The sequence below is a fragment of the Streptococcus sp. 20925_1_24 genome (assembly GCF_041432335.1).
Classification (GTDB): domain Bacteria; phylum Bacillota; class Bacilli; order Lactobacillales; family Streptococcaceae; genus Streptococcus; species Streptococcus mitis_BM.
In genome coordinates this window covers 14,358-32,186 of record NZ_JAPVZM010000016.1, presented here as the reverse complement: position 1 = coordinate 32,186, position 17,829 = coordinate 14,358, and the positions used below count along the sequence as shown (strand labels likewise).

Here is a 17,829-nt window from a genome sequence, read left to right as displayed (position 1 = left end):
GAACTTATCGTCTCGTCCTTGAAGAAGAAGGTCGTGTAGCACTTGAGTTACTGCTATCGCTAGAACTACCACTTGAACTGCTGGAGCTTGATGGAGTTGGTAGACTCCCCACGATGCTAGACCAAGCATTCTGATAATCCGCATCACTTCCACCAATAGCAAAGCGATAACTGGTCGTTGGCGCTCCTGCCTTATTAGCCCAATAGCTGGTAACAGTCGAACCTGTGACCTCTACCTCTTTTCCTTCAACAGAAACCTTCCCTGGTTTTTGACCTGTTGATTTCAAGACTTCGGATTTTACGACACTAGGATCTAAAGCGAAGCGCTCGTTCCCCCAAATGCTTGGGGAGGCTTGCTGAATCGCATTTACCAGATGAGCCATGTAATTAGAGTTATTGGAATAACCTGCTCTACGTGACAGTGAATGATTATCATCATGCCCAATCCAGCCACCCAGAGTTAATCTAGGCGTCGAAAGCATGAGCCACATATTTTCATCTTGGTTGGTTGTACCAGTCTTCCCAATCCAATCTGCATTAGCCAGAGTAGGATTTAAAGAAGTCAGATTCGTCTTGAAGGTTGTTGTCACACGAGAGGATAGAACTTCTCGCAACAAGCCCTGCATAATCGTCGCAGTAGCTTTTGAATAGACTTGAACCGGTTTATCCTGATACTCATACACCACTCTACCATCTGCTGCTTCAATTTTAGAAATTACATGTTTTTTATGATATAGACCATTATTTGCTAGGGTCTGATAGCCATTAGTATGCTGGGCAACTGTGACTTCAATACCACCACCCATTGGCAGGCTCTCAATACCGTACTCAGGAATCTCGTAACCCATCTTTTCCATATAACCCTTGACATCAACACCCTTTTCACGGAGCATACGATAGGTCCAGTAAGCCGGGATATTCCATGAATAGTTCAGAGCTTCTCCCAAGGTCATCATTCCTGTTCCCTTACTATTAGCATACATAATCGGATTGCCATTAGCAAAATTTGTTGGATAGTTAGATAGAATCGTTTCGCTTCCCATCAAGCCCTGGTCAATAGCAATACCGTAAGCCAGCAAAGGCTTGGTAGTAGAAGCTGGTGAGCGCTTGGTATCAAAGGCATGATTGTTTTGATTTTCTTGATAATTACGACCACCTACAAAGCCTAGAATAGCACCTGTTTGGTTGTCCATCAGGACATTCCCTACTTCTACACGGCCTGTTCCATCGTCTAAAAGATAGCCATAGTCAGCAACCGCACTTTGCATGGCAGCATGAATTTTCTGGTCTATGGTAGTAGTAATTTTATAACCACCATTTTCAATTTCCTTGGCTGCCAAATCGCGATAGAACTTCTGGGTTGCCTCATTTTTCAACTCCTTGGCGGAGACATTGTCTCTCTGAGCTAGATAATCATACATACGTTCCTGAGCTTCTGCCAAGGCTGTAAAGTATAAATAGCCTCGTGACACACCTGTGACTGTAGCTGAAGGGAGAAAGTCCTGTTTAAGATTGTAATCCTTATATTGAGAATACTCGTCTTTGCTTAAGGCACCTGTACGATACATACTGTAAAGAACTGCCTTAGCCCGTCTCAAGCCTATTTCTAAGTCTTCATCACTCTTCAACTCCCCAGTATTTTCATAAGGGGAATAGGTAATGGGACTCTGTGGAAGCCCTGCTAAAAATGCTGCTTGAGGAACAGTCAACTGGCTGGCATCTACACCGAAAATCCCCTCAGCTGCCTGCTGAGCTCCTGCAATATTCTGCCCCTTATTATTTCGGCCAAACGGAGCCACATTGAGATAAGTCGTTAAAATCTCATCCTTATTCATGGCGCGTTCCAAGGCAAGAGCATCCACAATCTCTGTCGCCTTACGAGCCAAAGTCGGTGCATCCCCAACCACCTGCTGTTTAACCAGTTGCTGGGTCAAGGTTGACCCCCCACTTGAGGAACCCAAACCTACAAATTTCCCCAAGGTCGCACGAATCACCGCCTTGGGCACTACACCCTTATGTTCTTTAAAGTGTTCGTCTTCCGTCGCAATGATAGCCTTCTTCAGATTTTCCGAAATTTGCTCAGATGAGATAGAAGTGCGCAACAAATCACTCTCTATGGAAGCAATCACCGTCCCATCCGCATAGGTAATCTCTGAAATAGAAGAAATGTCCTTGACCTGATGTACCAATTCTTCTGTCTGAGGCACCCGAACCTTGTCAAATAAGGCCACTCCGTACCCCAAAGCAATCCCAGCTCCCAACATTCCTCCTAGAAAACCGAGTACAAAGAGTAAGTTAAATAAGGCTTTTATACTCAGTAAAATAGCTGGAAAAATGGCTGGCTTCTCTAAGGATTTAGATTTCTCGGCACTTGAGCCTTTCTTGTCAGATCTAGCTGATTTTTTATTTTTTTGTTTTTGCTGGAAAAATTCCAGCATTTTTCGTTTTAATTCATTTAATTGATTTTGCATGGATTTCCTCACTCTATTTATTATACCACAAAAGGGAAACTTTCAATAAAATAGCCACTTTCTTCCCTATTCTGCTAGGCTATTGTCCAAGTTTGTGATACAATAGTTAGAAACAATAATTTTAAAAAGGAGAAAAGACACATGCACATTTTTGATGAGCTAAAAGAGCGTGGTTTGATTTTTCAAACGACTGATGAAGAAGCTTTGCGTAAAGCCCTAGAAGAAGGTCAAGTTTCTTATTATACTGGCTACGATCCAACTGCTGACAGCCTTCACCTAGGCCACCTTGTCGCAATCTTGACAAGTCGTCGCTTGCAACTAGCAGGTCACAAACCTTATGCGCTCGTTGGCGGTGCTACAGGTCTCATCGGAGATCCGTCCTTCAAAGATGCTGAGCGTAGTCTCCAAACAAAAGACACAGTAAATGGCTGGGTCAAGTCTATCCAAGGACAACTTTCTCGTTTTCTTGACTTTGAAAATGGTGAAAATAAAGCTGTCATGGTCAACAACTACGACTGGTTTGGCAGCATCAGCTTCATTGATTTCCTCCGTGATATCGGAAAATACTTCACTGTCAACTACATGATGAGCAAGGAATCTGTGAAAAAACGGATCGAAACAGGGATTTCTTACACTGAGTTCGCTTACCAAATCATGCAAGGGTACGATTTCTTCGTCCTTAACCAAGAACACAACGTAACGCTACAAATCGGTGGTTCTGACCAGTGGGGAAATATGACAGCTGGTACCGAATTGCTTCGTCGTAAGGCTGACAAGACTGGCCACGTAATCACTGTTCCACTGATTACCGATGCAACTGGTAAGAAATTTGGTAAATCAGAAGGAAACGCAGTCTGGCTCAATCCTGAAAAGACTTCTCCATACGAAATGTACCAATTCTGGATGAATGTCATGGATGCAGACGCTGTTCGCTTCTTGAAAATCTTTACTTTCTTGTCACTTGAAGAGATTGAAGAAATCCGTAAACAATTTGAAGCTGCTCCACACGAACGCTTGGCTCAAAAAGTCTTGGCTCGTGAAGTCGTCACACTTGTTCACGGCGAAGAAGCTTACAAAGAAGCCCTCAACATCACTGAGCAACTCTTTGCAGGAAACATCAAAAATCTTTCTGTTAAAGAGCTCAAACAAGGACTTTGTGGAGTACCAAACTACCAAGTTCAAGCAGATGAAAATCACAATATCGTGGAACTGCTCGTCTCATCTGGTGTAGTTAACTCAAAACGCCAGGCCCGTGAAGACGTCCAAAACGGAGCTATCTACATCAACGGCGACCGCATCCAAGACCTTGACTATGTCTTGAGTGACGCAGATAAGTTAGAGAACGAACTGACTGTTATTCGTCGCGGTAAGAAAAAATACTTTGTATTGACTTACTAAGCTGTTCAACATTTACCTATAAAAAAGGAGTTAACCTCGAGAAAGGTAACTCCTTTTTGTTGTTGATAACCACATCTATCTAGCCTTAATAGACAGGCTACGCAGGACTATGCGTAAGGTTGTTAGATTATGTAAGATAGAAAGATTTGAAGGGCTGAGCCAATTAAACAAGCCAAAGCCAATCAAACTACTATTTACGACAACGGTATCTTGAATATTCTTCTTGATGAGTGTTTGCAAAGATGATGATAGCCAATCCAACTCTTGGAAGAAATCCAAACGATTATCTAACAATAAGATATCACTCATCTGCTTAGAAATATCTGCACTCTCATTCATCACCACACCGATATCTGATAGGGTTAGAGCCGCTGAGTCATTCAATCCATCTCCAACCATCAAAATAGTGTGACCTGCTTTCTGCAGTTCCTCTACTAACTCAAATTTCCCATCAGGTTTCAAGTCTGTATAGACCTGATCAAAGGGCAAATCTTTGACTAATTCCTCTGTCCTAACCAGGGTGTCCCCTGTTGCCAGAATCAATTTTTTCCCTTGTGCCTTAAGTTTCTCCAGGGCCGCTTTTGCTTCTTTTCTCAAAGGAGTATGAATGCAGAACATTCCAATTAATTCATTCTGGTAGGCTAAGAACAAGAGATTGTAGTGACTCTTGTACTCTTCAATTAAAGCATTTTGTTCTGAACTGATATGAATCTGTTCATCCTGCATCAAGACATAATTCCCAATAAGAACTGGTTGCCCATCTATATGAGATTTGATCCCCTTGCTTGCGATATATTGGAGTTTCCCATGCATTTCCTCATGTTCAATCCCCTCTATCTCAGCTTGCTTGACGATGGCATTAGCGATAGGATGATAGATGTGTTCCTCAAGACAGGCACTGATTCTGAGAATATCTTCCTCACTATAGTCCCCAAAAGGTAATACCTTTTCAACTATAGGATAACTAGTTGTGATTGTTCCAGTCTTATCAAATAAGAAGGTATCAACTTCCAGATATTTCTCCAGAACATCTCCATCCTTAATCACCATTTCACGGTTCAACCCCTCCTTGATAGCTGCCAAATAAGCTACAGGAGTAGAGATTTTCAAAGCGCAGGAGAAATCGACCAATAGGAAAGAAATAGCCTTAGAAAAAGAACCTGTCAATAGGTAAGTCAGCCCAGCCCCCAAGAAATTATATTTGACGACTTTATCCGCCATCTTGATGAAATAGCGTTGTTTCGTTTTCTTGTTTTCTTCAGATTTCTTCATCAACTCAATCAGTTGTAAAATCCGGCTGTTCATCTGATTATCGGTTACACGAATACGTAACTCTCCAGTTTCTAATACTGTATTTGCACAAACCAAATCAGATTCTCTTTTTTCAACTGGAAAACTCTCTCCCGTCAAGGAACTTTCGTTGACCATACCTAAACCTGAAACTACTTGTCCATCAAACAGAATTTCATTTCCTTGAGATAGGACCAAGACATCTCCTATTTGAACATCGGAACTCTTGATACTAACAACCGTATCGCCCTGTACTAAGAATACGTCGCTCTCTTTTGCAAGAAGGCTTTGTTCTAAATCTGTTGCCGTTTTTTTCAAGGACCACTGATCTAAATGATTCCCCAAATCAAGCATAAACATGATATTGCTAGCCGTCTTGGATTGGTTCATAAACAAGGACAATAAAATCGCCGAACAGTCCAAGACCTCCATCGTTAGTTCCTTACGCGCTAGTGTTTGATAGGCTTCTCTAATATAACCCAAAGCCTGATAACAAGTCCATATATAACGAATAGGATACGGCACAAAACTACGAAAAAGTATACGCTTAATCGCTGCACCTGAAACAATAGAATAAGCACTCTCTTCTCTACGAATGGGAAGAGTCATCAACTCAGAAACTTTCCCTTTATCAATTCTTTTTAAAAAGGCTTCTGCATTATCTAATACAGAAAAGCCTTCTTTTATGCGTAGAGTAAAGTGCTGTTGATCCATGTAAAACTGGATAGACTCAATCCCCTTTTCATCTCTCGCCAAGGAACGAAGATAGTCTTGAATATCCAAGGTGAGTGAAAAAGAAGATGATAGTCGGATATGTTGGTATCCTCTATGTAGCACTTTAAAAGACATATTATTCTCCTATAAGGCTATCTAATTGCTCTTCTTTTTTCTCTTGCTCGTACAAATATTTGGCATCTTGCAAGACATCATCTCCATGTTGTTTCACAACAGAAACAGATGCATCTAGCCCGTCTTTCAACTTGTAAGCCTTAGCCAAAGCTTTAGAATAACCTTTTTTAGCTTCCTTACTTGCCAAGATTTTCAAACCAAGGGTACCAAATGCGACACCACCCAAAAAGAGTGATGATTTTTTCGCAACTTTTGCGACGGTTAATACTTCTTTTAACATACTTATTTCCTCCTTATCATTATTATATAGCAATTTAGATATAAAAGCAATTTCATTCTATAAATTGGAGAATTAGTTTTATTTCTACTGAATCTCCCATCTACTTATTCCTAAAGTTGCTTTCATTTGCCTCTTTTGATACACTTAAACTATGAATACAAATCTCAAACCAAAACTTCAGCGTTTTGCTTCTGCTACTGCCTTTGCCTGTCCTATCTGCCAAGAAAATCTGACTCTGGTAGAGAGCAGTCTCAAATGCAACAATCGCCATTCTTTTGACTTGGCTAAATTTGGCTATGTCAATCTGGCACCTCAAATCAAGCAATCTGCCAACTACGACAAGGAAAACTTTCAAAACCGCCAACAAATCCTAGAATCTGGATTTTATCAGGCTATTCTAGAGGTCGTCTCTGATTTACTTTCAAACTCAAAAAATGCCAAAACAATTTTAGATATCGGCTGTGGCGAAGGATTCTATTCTCGCAAACTCCAAGAAAGGCATCCTGACAAAACCTTCTATGCCTTTGATATTTCCAAAGATTCTGTCCAAATCGCTGCCAAGAGCGAACCCAACTGGGCAGTCAATTGGTTCGTTGGTGACTTAGCTCGTCTTCCTATAAAAGACGCCAGCATGGATATCTTACTTGATATCTTTTCCCCTGCCAATTACGGAGAATTTCGTCGCGTTTTATCCAAAGACGGCGTCTTGATAAAGGTCATCCCAACGGAAAATCACCTCAAAGAAATTCGCCAAAGGGTACAAGACCAACTGACAAACAAGGATTATTCCAACCAAGATATCAAAAATCATTTCCAAGAACACTTTACCATCCTATCTAGCCAAACGGCCTCTCTGACTAAGACTATCACAACAGGTCAGCTCCAAGCTCTACTCAGTATGACTCCTCTCCTCTTTCACGTCGACCAGAGCAAGATTGACTGGAGCCAACTGACAGAGATTACCATTGAAGCAGAGATTTTGGTTGGGAAAACATTGTAAACTAGACTTCGCAAAAGTAGAAAACTTACTGAAAATCTTCAATATTACGAAAACGCATAAGAACAGGTACTCAAAAACCTTAATCTTATGCATTTTGTTATAGTTTCCATACATATTAAGTGGAAATATTTGAAATCAGTTCTCTTAATAACCATTGAATACCATATATTACATTTATTCCAAATATGATATAGGCCGTATAAATCAAATATTTCGATTTCTCCCGTCTCAAAGAATAAACCTTGTACAAAATAAACAAATTTAAAATAATAAATAATAGAGACAAAATCTTCCTCCAAAATCAATATTAAAAGCAGCCAGTCAGGCATATACCTCATATTTATTTTCGATTCGAAATTACAAACTTATCAATAAACAGCAATTGATATAAGGCAAGTACCAACCCCCAAAAGCTACCACGAAAAGAGAATTCTTGATGATTGAGAGGAAACAAATCATGGTTACCTATATAGAGGCAGGTCAAAATGATAAATAAAATCCAAAATAAATCAGTCCATCTATATTTTGAAAAATATTTTTTCCACATAAAAACACCTTCTTTCCTACAATCATATTATAATGCTTTATGTAAACGAATACAAGAAATATGAGGTGTTCTAATCATGAGTCTGAAAGACCGTAAAAATCAGCATTTAAAGCCTTCACTGTATCTAGGATCTCCCTATTTTTAGACAAAATTGACCCAAATCCACAGCATTTAAAAAAGCGAATTTCAATCGGAATTCGCTTTTTTACAAAATGTATTAGTATAAACTTGTATCTTAGTTCAAGTGCCAGATATCTTCGTTATACTGAGCGATTGTACGGTCAGATGAGAAGAATCCTGCTTTAGAAATGTTAACGATAACTTTATCCAACCATGCGTCACGGTCTTCATAGTCAGCAAGCATTTGCTCTTTCACTTTGATGTAGTCTTCCAAGTCAAGAAGAGTCATGAACCAGTCTTTGTTGATCAATTCATTGTAAAGACGTTCCAAGCGCTCTTTGTTTCCAGCTGCAAGAACTGCATCGCTAACGATGAAGTCAACCAATGGTTTGATAGCTTCACGAGCGTAGAATTCGCTTGATTTGTAAGCTGCTTTTGCGTAAAGATCGATAACAGTTTCTGAATCTTCACCAAAGATGTAGATGTTTTCGTCGCCAACCAACTCAGCGATTTCCACGTTAGCTCCGTCCATAGTACCAAGAGTCAAAGCTCCGTTCAACATGAATTTCATGTTACCAGTACCTGAAGCTTCTTTAGAAGCAAGTGAGATTTGTTCTGAGATATCACATGCTGGGATAAGGAAGCTTGCTGCAGTAACGTTGTAGTTTTCAACCATAACAACTTGCAAGTGTGGAGCTACTGCTGGATCGTTAGCAATCACTTCTGACATGCAAAGAATCAAGTGGATAATGTCTTGAGCGATTGTGTAGGCTGGAGCTGCTTTACCACCAAATAAAATTGTGATTGGACGAGCAGGGATGTTACCAGCTTTGATGTCAAGGTATTTGTGGATCACGTACAAAGCGTTCATTTGTTGACGTTTGTACTCGTGAAGACGTTTGATTTGGATATCAAAGATAGAGTTTGGATTGATTTCTACACCTTGGTGTTCTTTCAAGTGACGAGCCAATTTACGTTTGTTGTGAGCCTTGATGCTTTCCAATTTTTCTTTGACAGCTGCTTTGTCTTCATAAGACAAGAGTTTTTCAAGCTCATCTGCTTCATGGTGCCAACCTTCTCCAAGAATCTCATCCAAGTAGTGAGACAATCGTGGGTTAGCATGCATGAGCCAACGACGGAAAGTAATACCGTTTGTTTTGTTGTTGAATTTTTCTGGGTAAAGGTCGTAGAAGGCTTTCAACTCAGAGTTCTTCAAGATTTCAGTGTGGAGTGCCGCTACCCCGTTAACACTGTATCCGTAGTGGATATCCATGTGAGCCATGTGAACACGTCCGCTCTCATCGATAATTTGAACAGCTGGATCTTTGTATTCTGCTTTCACGCGACGGTCCAATTCTTCGATGATTGGTACCAAGTGAGGAACCACTTCTTGCAAGAATTCAAGAGGCCATTTTTCAAGGGCTTCAGCAAGGATTGTGTGGTTAGTGTAGGCAGTCATGCTACGAACGATTGAGATTGCTTCGTCAAGCTCGATACCACGTGCAGTCAAAAGACGGATCAATTCAGGGATAACCATTGATGGGTGAGTATCGTTGATTTGTACAACTGCGTAATCAGCAAGGTCATGCAAGTTGCTTCCTTTTTCGATTGCTTCGTCGATGATCAATTGCGCACCGTTTGAAACCATGAAGTATTGTTGGAAGATACGGAGCAATTCACCTTGACGGTCACTATCATCTGGGTAAAGGAAGAGAGTCAAGTTGCGAGCGATATCTGTCTTGTCAAAGTTGATACCATCTTTAATAATAGAAGAATCAACTGAATCCAAGTCAAACAAACGCAAGCGGTTTTTAGTTGCTGTTTCATAACCAGTAACATCAATATCGTAAAGAGTTGATGTCAAAGTAAAGTCTGCAAATGGTACTTGGTAGCTACGGCTTGAGCGAACCAACCAGTTTTGCTCTGTCAACCATGCATTTGGAATTGTTTCTTGTTGGTTGTTTTTAAGAACTTGTTGGAAAAGACCAAAGTGGTAGTTAAGACCAACACCGTCACCATTCAAACCAAGAGTCGCAATTGAGTCGATAAAGCAGGCAGCCAAACGTCCCAAACCACCATTACCAAGAGATGGTTCCAATTCAACTTCTTCAACTTCGATCAAGTCTTTACCTGCAGCAGCAAGTTCTTTTTTGACATCGTCGTAAAGACCAAGGTTGATCAAGTTGTTTGACAAGAGTTTACCAATCAAGAACTCAGCTGAGATATAGTAAACTTTCTTTTTACCAGTGTTGACTGGTTTTTGGCTGCTTGCAAGCTTGCTGTAGTTAAGAAGAGCAAGGTAAAGCTCTTCATTGCTACATTCTGCAATGGTTTTATTGTAACGATTTTGTACAAATTCTTGTAGTGATAACATGTTTAAGGTGTCTCCTGATATTGTATTATTTCTTTAATTCTACCAAATTTTCATTAATTCGTCGATAGATTGTTGTCAAGTCAAGTAAGCCTTCCTCGACGGCTGGTGTCAATTGATCTTCAGTCATACGCCAAGACCAGTTTCCACCAAGGGTAGATGGGAAGTTCATACGAGCTGTCTCATCCAATTCTAGCAAATCTTGCATAGTTGCAATTGCCATGAAGCTAACTGATGAAAAGACTGTACGAAGCATAGCGTGTGGAACTGTTTCGTATTCTTTACGGTTAGTATAGCGAGCCATGTACTCACGAGTCGCATCATCAATCTCGTTACGGTACCAACCAAGGACCGTGTTGTTATCGTGTGTTCCTGTGTACATAACTGAGTTAGCAGGTGCCAAGTGTGGGCTATCGATACTTTCGTCTTCTGGATTGAAAGCAAATTGAAGAATCTTCATTCCTGGGAAGCCAGTACGTTCACGCAACTCAATAACTTCATCTGTCATGAAGCCAAGGTCTTCTGCGATGATGTTTAGCTCACCAAGTTCTTCCTTAACGGCTGCAAAAAGCTTGTAGCCCGGACCTTTCACCCACTCACCAGGTGCTGCTGTATCGGAACCAGCAGGGATTTCCCAGTAAGATTCGAAACCACGGAAGTGGTCGATACGAACGATATCGTAGATTTTGAAGCTTTCACGCAAGCGTTCAATCCACCATTTGTATCCGTCTTTATCCATTGCTTCCCAGTCATAGATTGGGTTCCCCCAAAGCTGACCAGTTGCAGAAAACTCATCGGGTGGGCATCCTGCGATACAAGTTGCCTTACCGTTGACATCTGTCTTGAAGAGATGTGGATTTGCCCACATATCGCTTGAATCTTCCGCTACGTAGATTGGCATGTCCCCAACGATTTCGATGTGGTTGTCGTTAGCGTATGCTTTCAATTTCAACCATTGTTGGAAGAAGAAGTATTGAGTCACACGGTGGTAAACCAACTTGTCTGCCAATTGCTCACGGTAGCTTTCAAGGGCTGAAGCTTTACGAGCGCGAGCATCAGCATCTGGCCATTCAGTCCACGCAAGATTGTCAAAATGCTCCTTTATAGCCATATACTCAGCAAAGAGCTCAAGCCATGATTGATTGTCTTGAGCAAATTTCTCAAAATCTTTAACATCTCCTACTTCCAAGAAACGTTTTACCGCTTTTTCTAAAAGAGGACGACGTGCGTAGTAGATTTTAGCATAGTCAACTTCAGATGCATCGCTACCAAAGTCAACTCCTTCAAGGTCACTTGCTTCCAACAAGCCTTGTTCCACCAAGATATCTAAATCGATAAAATGAGTGTTCCCTGCGAAGGCTGAGAAAGATTGGTAAGGAGAATCTCCGTAACTAGTTGTTCCTAATGGAAGGATTTGCCAGTAACGTTGTTTTGTACGGACCAAGAAATCAACGAAGTCGTAAGCACTTTGACCAAATGATCCGATTCCGTAGGCTCCTGGGAGAGAAGAGATGTGCATCAACACACCACTTTGACGTTTTTTCATAAACAACACCTCGTGTATTTGTAGTTTAAATTTTCATTTTTGGGCGCAAACGTTTGCGTTAAGATAAGTATACTTTATTTTTGGAATAATTGCAAGCGTTTTTAAAAAACTTTTTGATTATTTTTTTAAAAAAACTTGTCCTTCTTTATGTATACATATACATTTTTCTTTTCTATTTACAAAACCTTCTTCAACTACAAATAGAAGGCTCAACTTAGCCTAGTTTTGGTCTAGAGCAATTTATTTTTTGTTCAAAATCTAGGCAATCGTTTCCCTAAATAATTTCAGTAAAATCATGAAAATATATTTTCTGACTTTTCTTCTATTATAAACAAATAAAACGCTTACCCTTTTCGTGAAAATTTTTTTAAAATTTTTACAAAAAATACTTGCAACCGTTTTCTATTTGTGCTATACTAGTCCCATAAAGGAAAACGTTTGCGTTTCCTCATTATAAAATTTGTTATTCTTTAGGAGGAATACACTATGTCATCTAAATTCATGAAGAGCGCTGCTGTGCTTGGAACTGTTACACTTGCTAGCTTGCTTTTGGTAGCTTGCGGAAGCAAAACTGCTGATAAACCTGCTGATTCTGGTTCATCCGAAGCGAAAGAACTCACTTTCTACGTTGAAGACCAATATAAAGCCTTTGCTGAATCAGCTGCAAAAGCTTACGAAAAAGAAGCTGGCGTAAAAGTTACCATCAAAACAGGAGACCAAATGGGTGGGCTTGACAAACTTTCTCTTGACAACCAATCAGGTCAAGCTGCTGATGTTATGATGGCTCCATACGACCGTGTAGGTAGCCTTGGTACTGACGGACAACTCTCAGAAGTGAAATTGAGCGACGGTGCTAAAACAGATGATAAAACTAAATCTCTTGTGACAGCTGCTGATGGTAAAGTTTACGGTGCTCCTGCTGTTATCGAGTCACTTGTTATGTACTACAACAAAGACTTGGTAAAAGAAGCTCCAAAAACTTTTGCTGACTTAGAAAACCTTGCTAAAGATAGCAAATATGCCTTCGCTGGAGAAGATGGAAAAACTTCTGCTTTCCTAGCTGACTGGACAAACTTCTACTATGCATATGGACTTCTTGCTGGTAACGGTGCTTACGTATTCGGACAAAACGGTAAAGACGCTAAAGATATCGGTCTTGCAAACGACGGTTCTATCGCAGGTATCAACTACGCTAAATCTTGGTATGAAAAATGGCCTAAAGGTATGCAAGATACTGAAGGTGCTGGCAACTTAATCCAAACTCAATTCCAAGAAGGTAAAACAGCTGCTATCATCGACGGACCTTGGAAAGCTCAAGCCTTTAAAGATGCTAAAGTAAACTACGGTGTTGCAACTATCCCAACTCTTCCAAATGGAAAAGAATATGCTGCATTCGGTGGTGGTAAAGCTTGGATTATCCCATCAAGCACTAAGAACCTTGAAGGCGCTCAAAAATTTGTAGACTTCCTTGTTTCAACTGAACAACAAAAAGCCTTCTACGATAAAACTAATGAAATCCCAGCTAACACTGAAGCTCGTTCATACGCTGAAGGTAAAAATGATGAGTTGACAACAGCTGTTATCAAACAGTTCAAGAACGCTCAACCAATGCCAAACATCTCTCAAATGTCAGCTGTTTGGGACCCAGCTAAAACAATGTTGTTTGAAGCTGTAAGTGGTAAGAAAGATGCTAAAACAGCTGCTAACGATGCTGTAACATTGATCAAAGAAACAATCAAACAAAAATTTGGTGAATAAAAAATTTGTTCAAGGGGGGTGGAAATCAAATCCCCCTTTGAATTTATCAACAAAAACACAAATAGTTTAGGTTTTATCTAGAAACCAGTATCCTATGAAAGGAGTTATTATGGAAAAGCAACAACCTAGTAAAGCAGCCCTGCTGTCTATCATTCCTGGGTTAGGACAGATTTACAATAAACAAAAAGCCAAAGGTTTTATATTCCTTGGTGTAACCATCGTATTTGTCCTTTACTTCCTAGCACTTGCAGCCCCTGAATTGAGCAATCTCATCACTCTTGGTGACAAACCAGGTCGTGATAATTCCCTCTTTATGCTGATTCGTGGTGCCTTCCATTTAATCTTTGTAGTTGTTTATGTACTCTTTTATTTCGCAAATATCAAAGATGCACATACAACTGCCAAACACATTAACAATGGCATACCAGTAGCACTTACCTTTAAAGAAATGATCAAAGGAATCTATGAAAATGGTTTCCCTTACCTCTTGATTATTCCTTCTTACATTGCTATGACCTTTGCAATCATCTTCCCAGTTATCGTAACCTTGATGATTGCCTTTACCAACTACGACTTCCAACACTTGCCACCAAACAAATTGTTGGACTGGGTTGGTTTGACCAACTTTACGAACATCTGGAGTTTGAGTACCTTCCGTTCTGCCTTTGGTGCCGTTCTTTCTTGGACTATCATCTGGGCTTTGGCTGCCTCAACTTTACAGATCGTCATCGGTATCTTCACAGCTATCATTGCTAACCAACCATTTATCAAAGGAAAACGTATCTTTGGTGTTATTTTCCTTCTTCCTTGGGCTGTTCCAGCCTTCATCACTATCTTGACATTCTCAAATATGTTTAACGATAGTGTCGGAGCCATCAACACTCAAGTATTGCCAATCTTAGCTAAATTCCTTCCTTTCCTTGATGGTACTCTTATTCCTTGGAAAACAGACCCAACTTGGACTAAGATTGCCTTGATTATGATGCAGGGTTGGCTTGGATTCCCATACATCTACGTTTTGACCTTGGGTATCTTGCAATCTATTCCTAACGACCTTTACGAAGCAGCTTATATTGACGGTGCCAATGCTTGGCAAAAATTCCGCAACATCACTTTCCCAATGATCTTGGCTGTTGCGGCACCTACTTTGATTAGTCAATACACCTTCAACTTTAACAACTTCTCTATCATGTACCTCTTCAATGGTGGAGGACCTGGTAGTGTCGGAGGTGGAGCTGGTTCAACCGATATCTTGATCTCATGGATCTACCGTTTGACAACAGGTACATCTCCTCAATACTCAATGGCGGCAGCTGTTACCTTGATTATCTCTATCATTGTCATCTCAATCTCTATGATCGCATTCAAGAAACTACACGCATTTGATATGGAGGACGTCTAAGATGAATAACTCAATTAAACTCAAACGTAGACTGACTCAAACCCTTACTTACCTCTACTTGATTGGCCTATCGATCGTGATTATCTATCCACTGTTGATTACCATCATGTCAGCCTTTAAAGCAGGTAACGTCGCGGCCTTTAAACTCGATACTAACATCGACTTCAATTTTGATAACTTTAAAGGACTCTTTACTGAAACCCTATACGGTACTTGGTATCTCAACACTTTGATTATCGCCTTAATTACTATGGCTGTTCAAACAAGTATTATCGTACTTGCTGGTTATGCTTACAGCCGTTACAATTTCTTGGCTCGTAAACAAAGTTTGGTCTTCTTCTTGATTATCCAAATGGTTCCAACAATGGCCGCTTTGACAGCCTTCTTCGTTATGGCACTTATGTTGAACGCCCTTAACCACAGCTGGTTCCTCATCTTCCTCTACGTTGGTGGTGGTATCCCAATGAATGCTTGGCTCATGAAGGGCTACTTCGATACAGTGCCAATGTCTCTAGACGAATCTGCAAAACTAGACGGTGCAGGACACTTCCGCCGCTTCTGGCAAATTGTTCTTCCACTGGTTCGCCCAATGGTTGCCGTACAAGCTCTCTGGGCCTTCATGGGACCTTTCGGGGACTACATCCTCTCTAGTTTCTTGCTTCGTGAGAAAGAATACTTTACTGTTGCCGTAGGTCTCCAAACCTTCGTTAGCAATGCGAAGAACTTGAAGATTGCCTACTTCTCAGCAGGCGCTATCCTCATCGCCCTTCCAATCTGTATTCTCTTCTTCTTCCTACAAAAGAACTTTGTTTCAGGACTTACAAGTGGTGGCGACAAGGGATAATATATCCCCGCCACCCTTTTTCATTTTAAAACTTGTTACTGTAAAAATATCCTTGTAGCAAGCAATTTGTCTCCTAGACTTGAAATAAAGTACATTTCTCTATATAATAATACTCATATAGAAAACACCTTTTAGAAAGATACAAATGCTTCCATATCCATTTTCATATTTTTCAAGTATTTGGGGATTTCGTAAGCCCCTGTCCAAACGTTTCGGACTCAACTGGTTTCAGCTTCTCTTTACCAGTATCTTCCTTATCAGCTTATCTATGGTACCTATTGCCATCCAAAACAGCTCACAGGAGACTTATCCGCTAGAAACCTTTATCGATAATGTCTATGAACCATTGACAGATAAGGTTGTCCAGGATCTCTCTGAACACGCTACAATTGTTGATGGTAAATTAACTTATACTGGAACAGCTAGTCAAGAGCCTTCTATTGTGATCGGTCCAAGTCAAAGCAAGGAATTACCTAAGGACTTGCAACTGCATTTCGATACGAATGAGCTAGTCATCAGCAAGGAAGGTAAGGAACTGACCCGTATCTCTTACCGAGCGATTGAGACTGAGAGTTTCAAAAGTAAAGACAGCTTGACCCAAGCTATTTCTAAAGACTGGTATCAGCAAAATCGTGTCTATATCAGTCTCTTCCTAGTTCTCGGTGCGAGCTTCCTCTTTGGTTTGAATTTCTTTATTGTCTCTCTAGGAGCGAGTCTTCTCCTTTATATCACTAAGAAATCACGCCTCTTTTCATTTAGGACCTTTAAAGAGTGCTACCATTTTATCTTGAACTGTTTAGGATTACCTACTCTGATTACGCTTATTTTGGGCTTATTTGGCCAAAATATGACAACTCTCATTACTGTACAAAATATTCTTTTTGTTCTGTATCTGGTTACTATCTTTTATAAAACGCATTTCCGTGATCTAGATTACCATAAATAGGAGATTTTTATGCCCGTTACGATTAAAGACGTGGCCAAGGCTGCTGGTGTTTCGCCTTCAACCGTAACCCGTGTTATTCAAAACAAATCAACCATTAGCGACGAAACAAAAAAACGCGTTCGCAAGGCTATGAAGGAGCTCAATTACCACCCCAACCTCAATGCTCGTAGCTTGGTAAGCAGTTATACCCAAGTGATCGGCTTGGTTCTTCCTGACGACTCAGACGCCTTCTATCAAAATCCTTTCTTCCCATCTGTCCTCCGTGGTATCGCCCAAGTCGCATCTGAAAACCACTATGCCATTCAGATTGCAACAGGTAAAGATGAAAAAGAGAGACTTAAAGCGATTTCACAGATGGTTTACGGTAAACGTGTGGATGGTTTAATCTTCCTTTATGCCGAAGAGGAGGATCCCTTGGTCAAGCTGGTCGCTGATGAGCAGTTCCCCTTCCTCATCCTAGGAAAATCCATTTCACCCTTTATTCCTCTTGTAGATAATGACAATGTCCAAGCTGGTTTTGATGCAACCGAATATTTTATCAAAAAAGGCTGCAAACGAATTGCCTTCATTGGAGGAACTAAGCGACTCTTCGTAACGCAAGACCGTTTAACAGGCTATGAGTCAGCACTCAAACAATACCAACTGCCTCTTGATGACAATCTGACCTACTTTGCAAATGAATTTCTAGAGGAAAAAGGATATCAGTTTAGCCAGCTCCTCTTTCAGCATGATCCTCAGATTGATGCTATCATTACAATTGATAGCCTCCTAGCCGAAGGGGTCTGTGACTATATTGCTAAGCACCAACTGGATGTCCCTGTTCTCAGCTTTGACTCGGTCAATCCCAAGCTCAACTTGGCGGCCTATGTTGATATCAATAGCCTAGAACTTGGTCGTGTTTCTCTTGAAACTATCCTCCAGATTATCAGCGATGCTAAAAGCAATAAACAAATTTGTTACCGTCAGTTGATTGCCCACAAAATTATCGAAAAATAAAAACCAGCTCGC

At 40.5% G+C, this 17,829-nt stretch carries 13 protein-coding genes; 7 read left to right on the top strand and 6 right to left on the bottom strand.

From position 1 onward, the window contains the following. Positions 1–4 precede the first annotated feature (4 nt). A complete protein-coding gene (gene pbp1b, locus O3650_RS08440; protein WP_371491916.1) occupies positions 5–2,470 on the bottom strand; it encodes a penicillin-binding protein PBP1B in 2,466 nt (821 codons plus the stop codon). 141 nt (positions 2,471–2,611) lie between these two features. Here pbp1b and tyrS point away from each other — a divergent pair, with 141 nt between their 5' ends. After that, positions 2,612–3,868: a tyrosine--tRNA ligase gene (gene tyrS, locus O3650_RS08435; protein WP_000546912.1), complete on the top strand. Its 1,257-nt coding sequence runs from the start codon at positions 2,612–2,614 to the stop codon at positions 3,866–3,868. A gap of 75 nt (positions 3,869–3,943) precedes the next feature. Here the strand turns inward: tyrS and O3650_RS08430 are convergent, their stop codons facing one another. After that, positions 3,944–6,007: a heavy metal translocating P-type ATPase gene (locus O3650_RS08430; RefSeq protein WP_000008769.1), complete on the bottom strand. Its 2,064-nt coding sequence runs from the start codon at positions 6,005–6,007 to the stop codon at positions 3,944–3,946. 1 nt (position 6,008) lies between these two features. Continuing rightward, positions 6,009–6,287 (bottom strand): DUF6110 family protein, encoded by a 279-nt coding sequence (locus O3650_RS08425; RefSeq protein ID WP_000910910.1) that lies wholly within the window; start codon positions 6,285–6,287, stop codon positions 6,009–6,011. Between the two features lie 151 nt (positions 6,288–6,438). Between O3650_RS08425 and O3650_RS08420 the strand changes: the two genes are divergently transcribed. Then, a complete protein-coding gene (locus O3650_RS08420; protein WP_001095527.1) occupies positions 6,439–7,287 on the top strand; it encodes a putative RNA methyltransferase in 849 nt (282 codons plus the stop codon). Between the two features lie 340 nt (positions 7,288–7,627). On the opposite strand, the gene O3650_RS08415 is transcribed toward O3650_RS08420, so the two are convergent. The 3 genes from O3650_RS08415 to malQ form a co-directional block, all read right to left on the bottom strand. Beyond that, positions 7,628–7,834: a hypothetical protein gene (locus O3650_RS08415; protein WP_000265679.1), complete on the bottom strand. Its 207-nt coding sequence runs from the start codon at positions 7,832–7,834 to the stop codon at positions 7,628–7,630. A 235-nt stretch (positions 7,835–8,069) separates the two neighbouring features. After that, positions 8,070–10,328: a glycogen/starch/alpha-glucan family phosphorylase gene (glgP, locus tag O3650_RS08410; RefSeq protein ID WP_000950168.1), complete on the bottom strand. Its 2,259-nt coding sequence runs from the start codon at positions 10,326–10,328 to the stop codon at positions 8,070–8,072. Positions 10,329–10,353: 25 nt separating this feature from the next. Further along, positions 10,354–11,871 carry a 4-alpha-glucanotransferase gene (gene malQ, locus O3650_RS08405; RefSeq protein WP_261051514.1) on the bottom strand — a complete coding sequence of 506 codons (1,518 nt, stop codon included), beginning with the start codon at positions 11,869–11,871 and terminating at the stop codon, positions 10,354–10,356. A gap of 486 nt (positions 11,872–12,357) precedes the next feature. Here malQ and O3650_RS08400 point away from each other — a divergent pair, with 486 nt between their 5' ends. From O3650_RS08400 to O3650_RS08380, 5 genes are all read left to right on the top strand, one after another. Further along, positions 12,358–13,629, top strand: coding sequence for an extracellular solute-binding protein (locus O3650_RS08400; protein ID WP_371491912.1), 1,272 nt, complete (start codon positions 12,358–12,360; stop codon positions 13,627–13,629). 109 nt (positions 13,630–13,738) lie between these two features. Further along, positions 13,739–15,031: an ABC transporter permease subunit gene (locus O3650_RS08395; RefSeq protein WP_371491911.1), complete on the top strand. Its 1,293-nt coding sequence runs from the start codon at positions 13,739–13,741 to the stop codon at positions 15,029–15,031. A gap of 1 nt (position 15,032) precedes the next feature. After that, complete coding sequence (locus O3650_RS08390) at positions 15,033–15,875, top strand: sugar ABC transporter permease (RefSeq protein WP_020902368.1); 843 nt, start codon at positions 15,033–15,035, stop codon at positions 15,873–15,875. Positions 15,876–16,020: 145 nt separating this feature from the next. Further along, entirely contained in the window at positions 16,021–16,821 is an 801-nt protein-coding gene (locus O3650_RS08385; RefSeq protein ID WP_371491909.1) for a DUF1189 domain-containing protein, read from the top strand. A 9-nt stretch (positions 16,822–16,830) separates the two neighbouring features. Next, entirely contained in the window at positions 16,831–17,817 is a 987-nt protein-coding gene (locus O3650_RS08380) for a LacI family DNA-binding transcriptional regulator (protein ID WP_371491907.1), read from the top strand. The last annotated feature ends 12 nt before the right edge of the window (positions 17,818–17,829 follow it).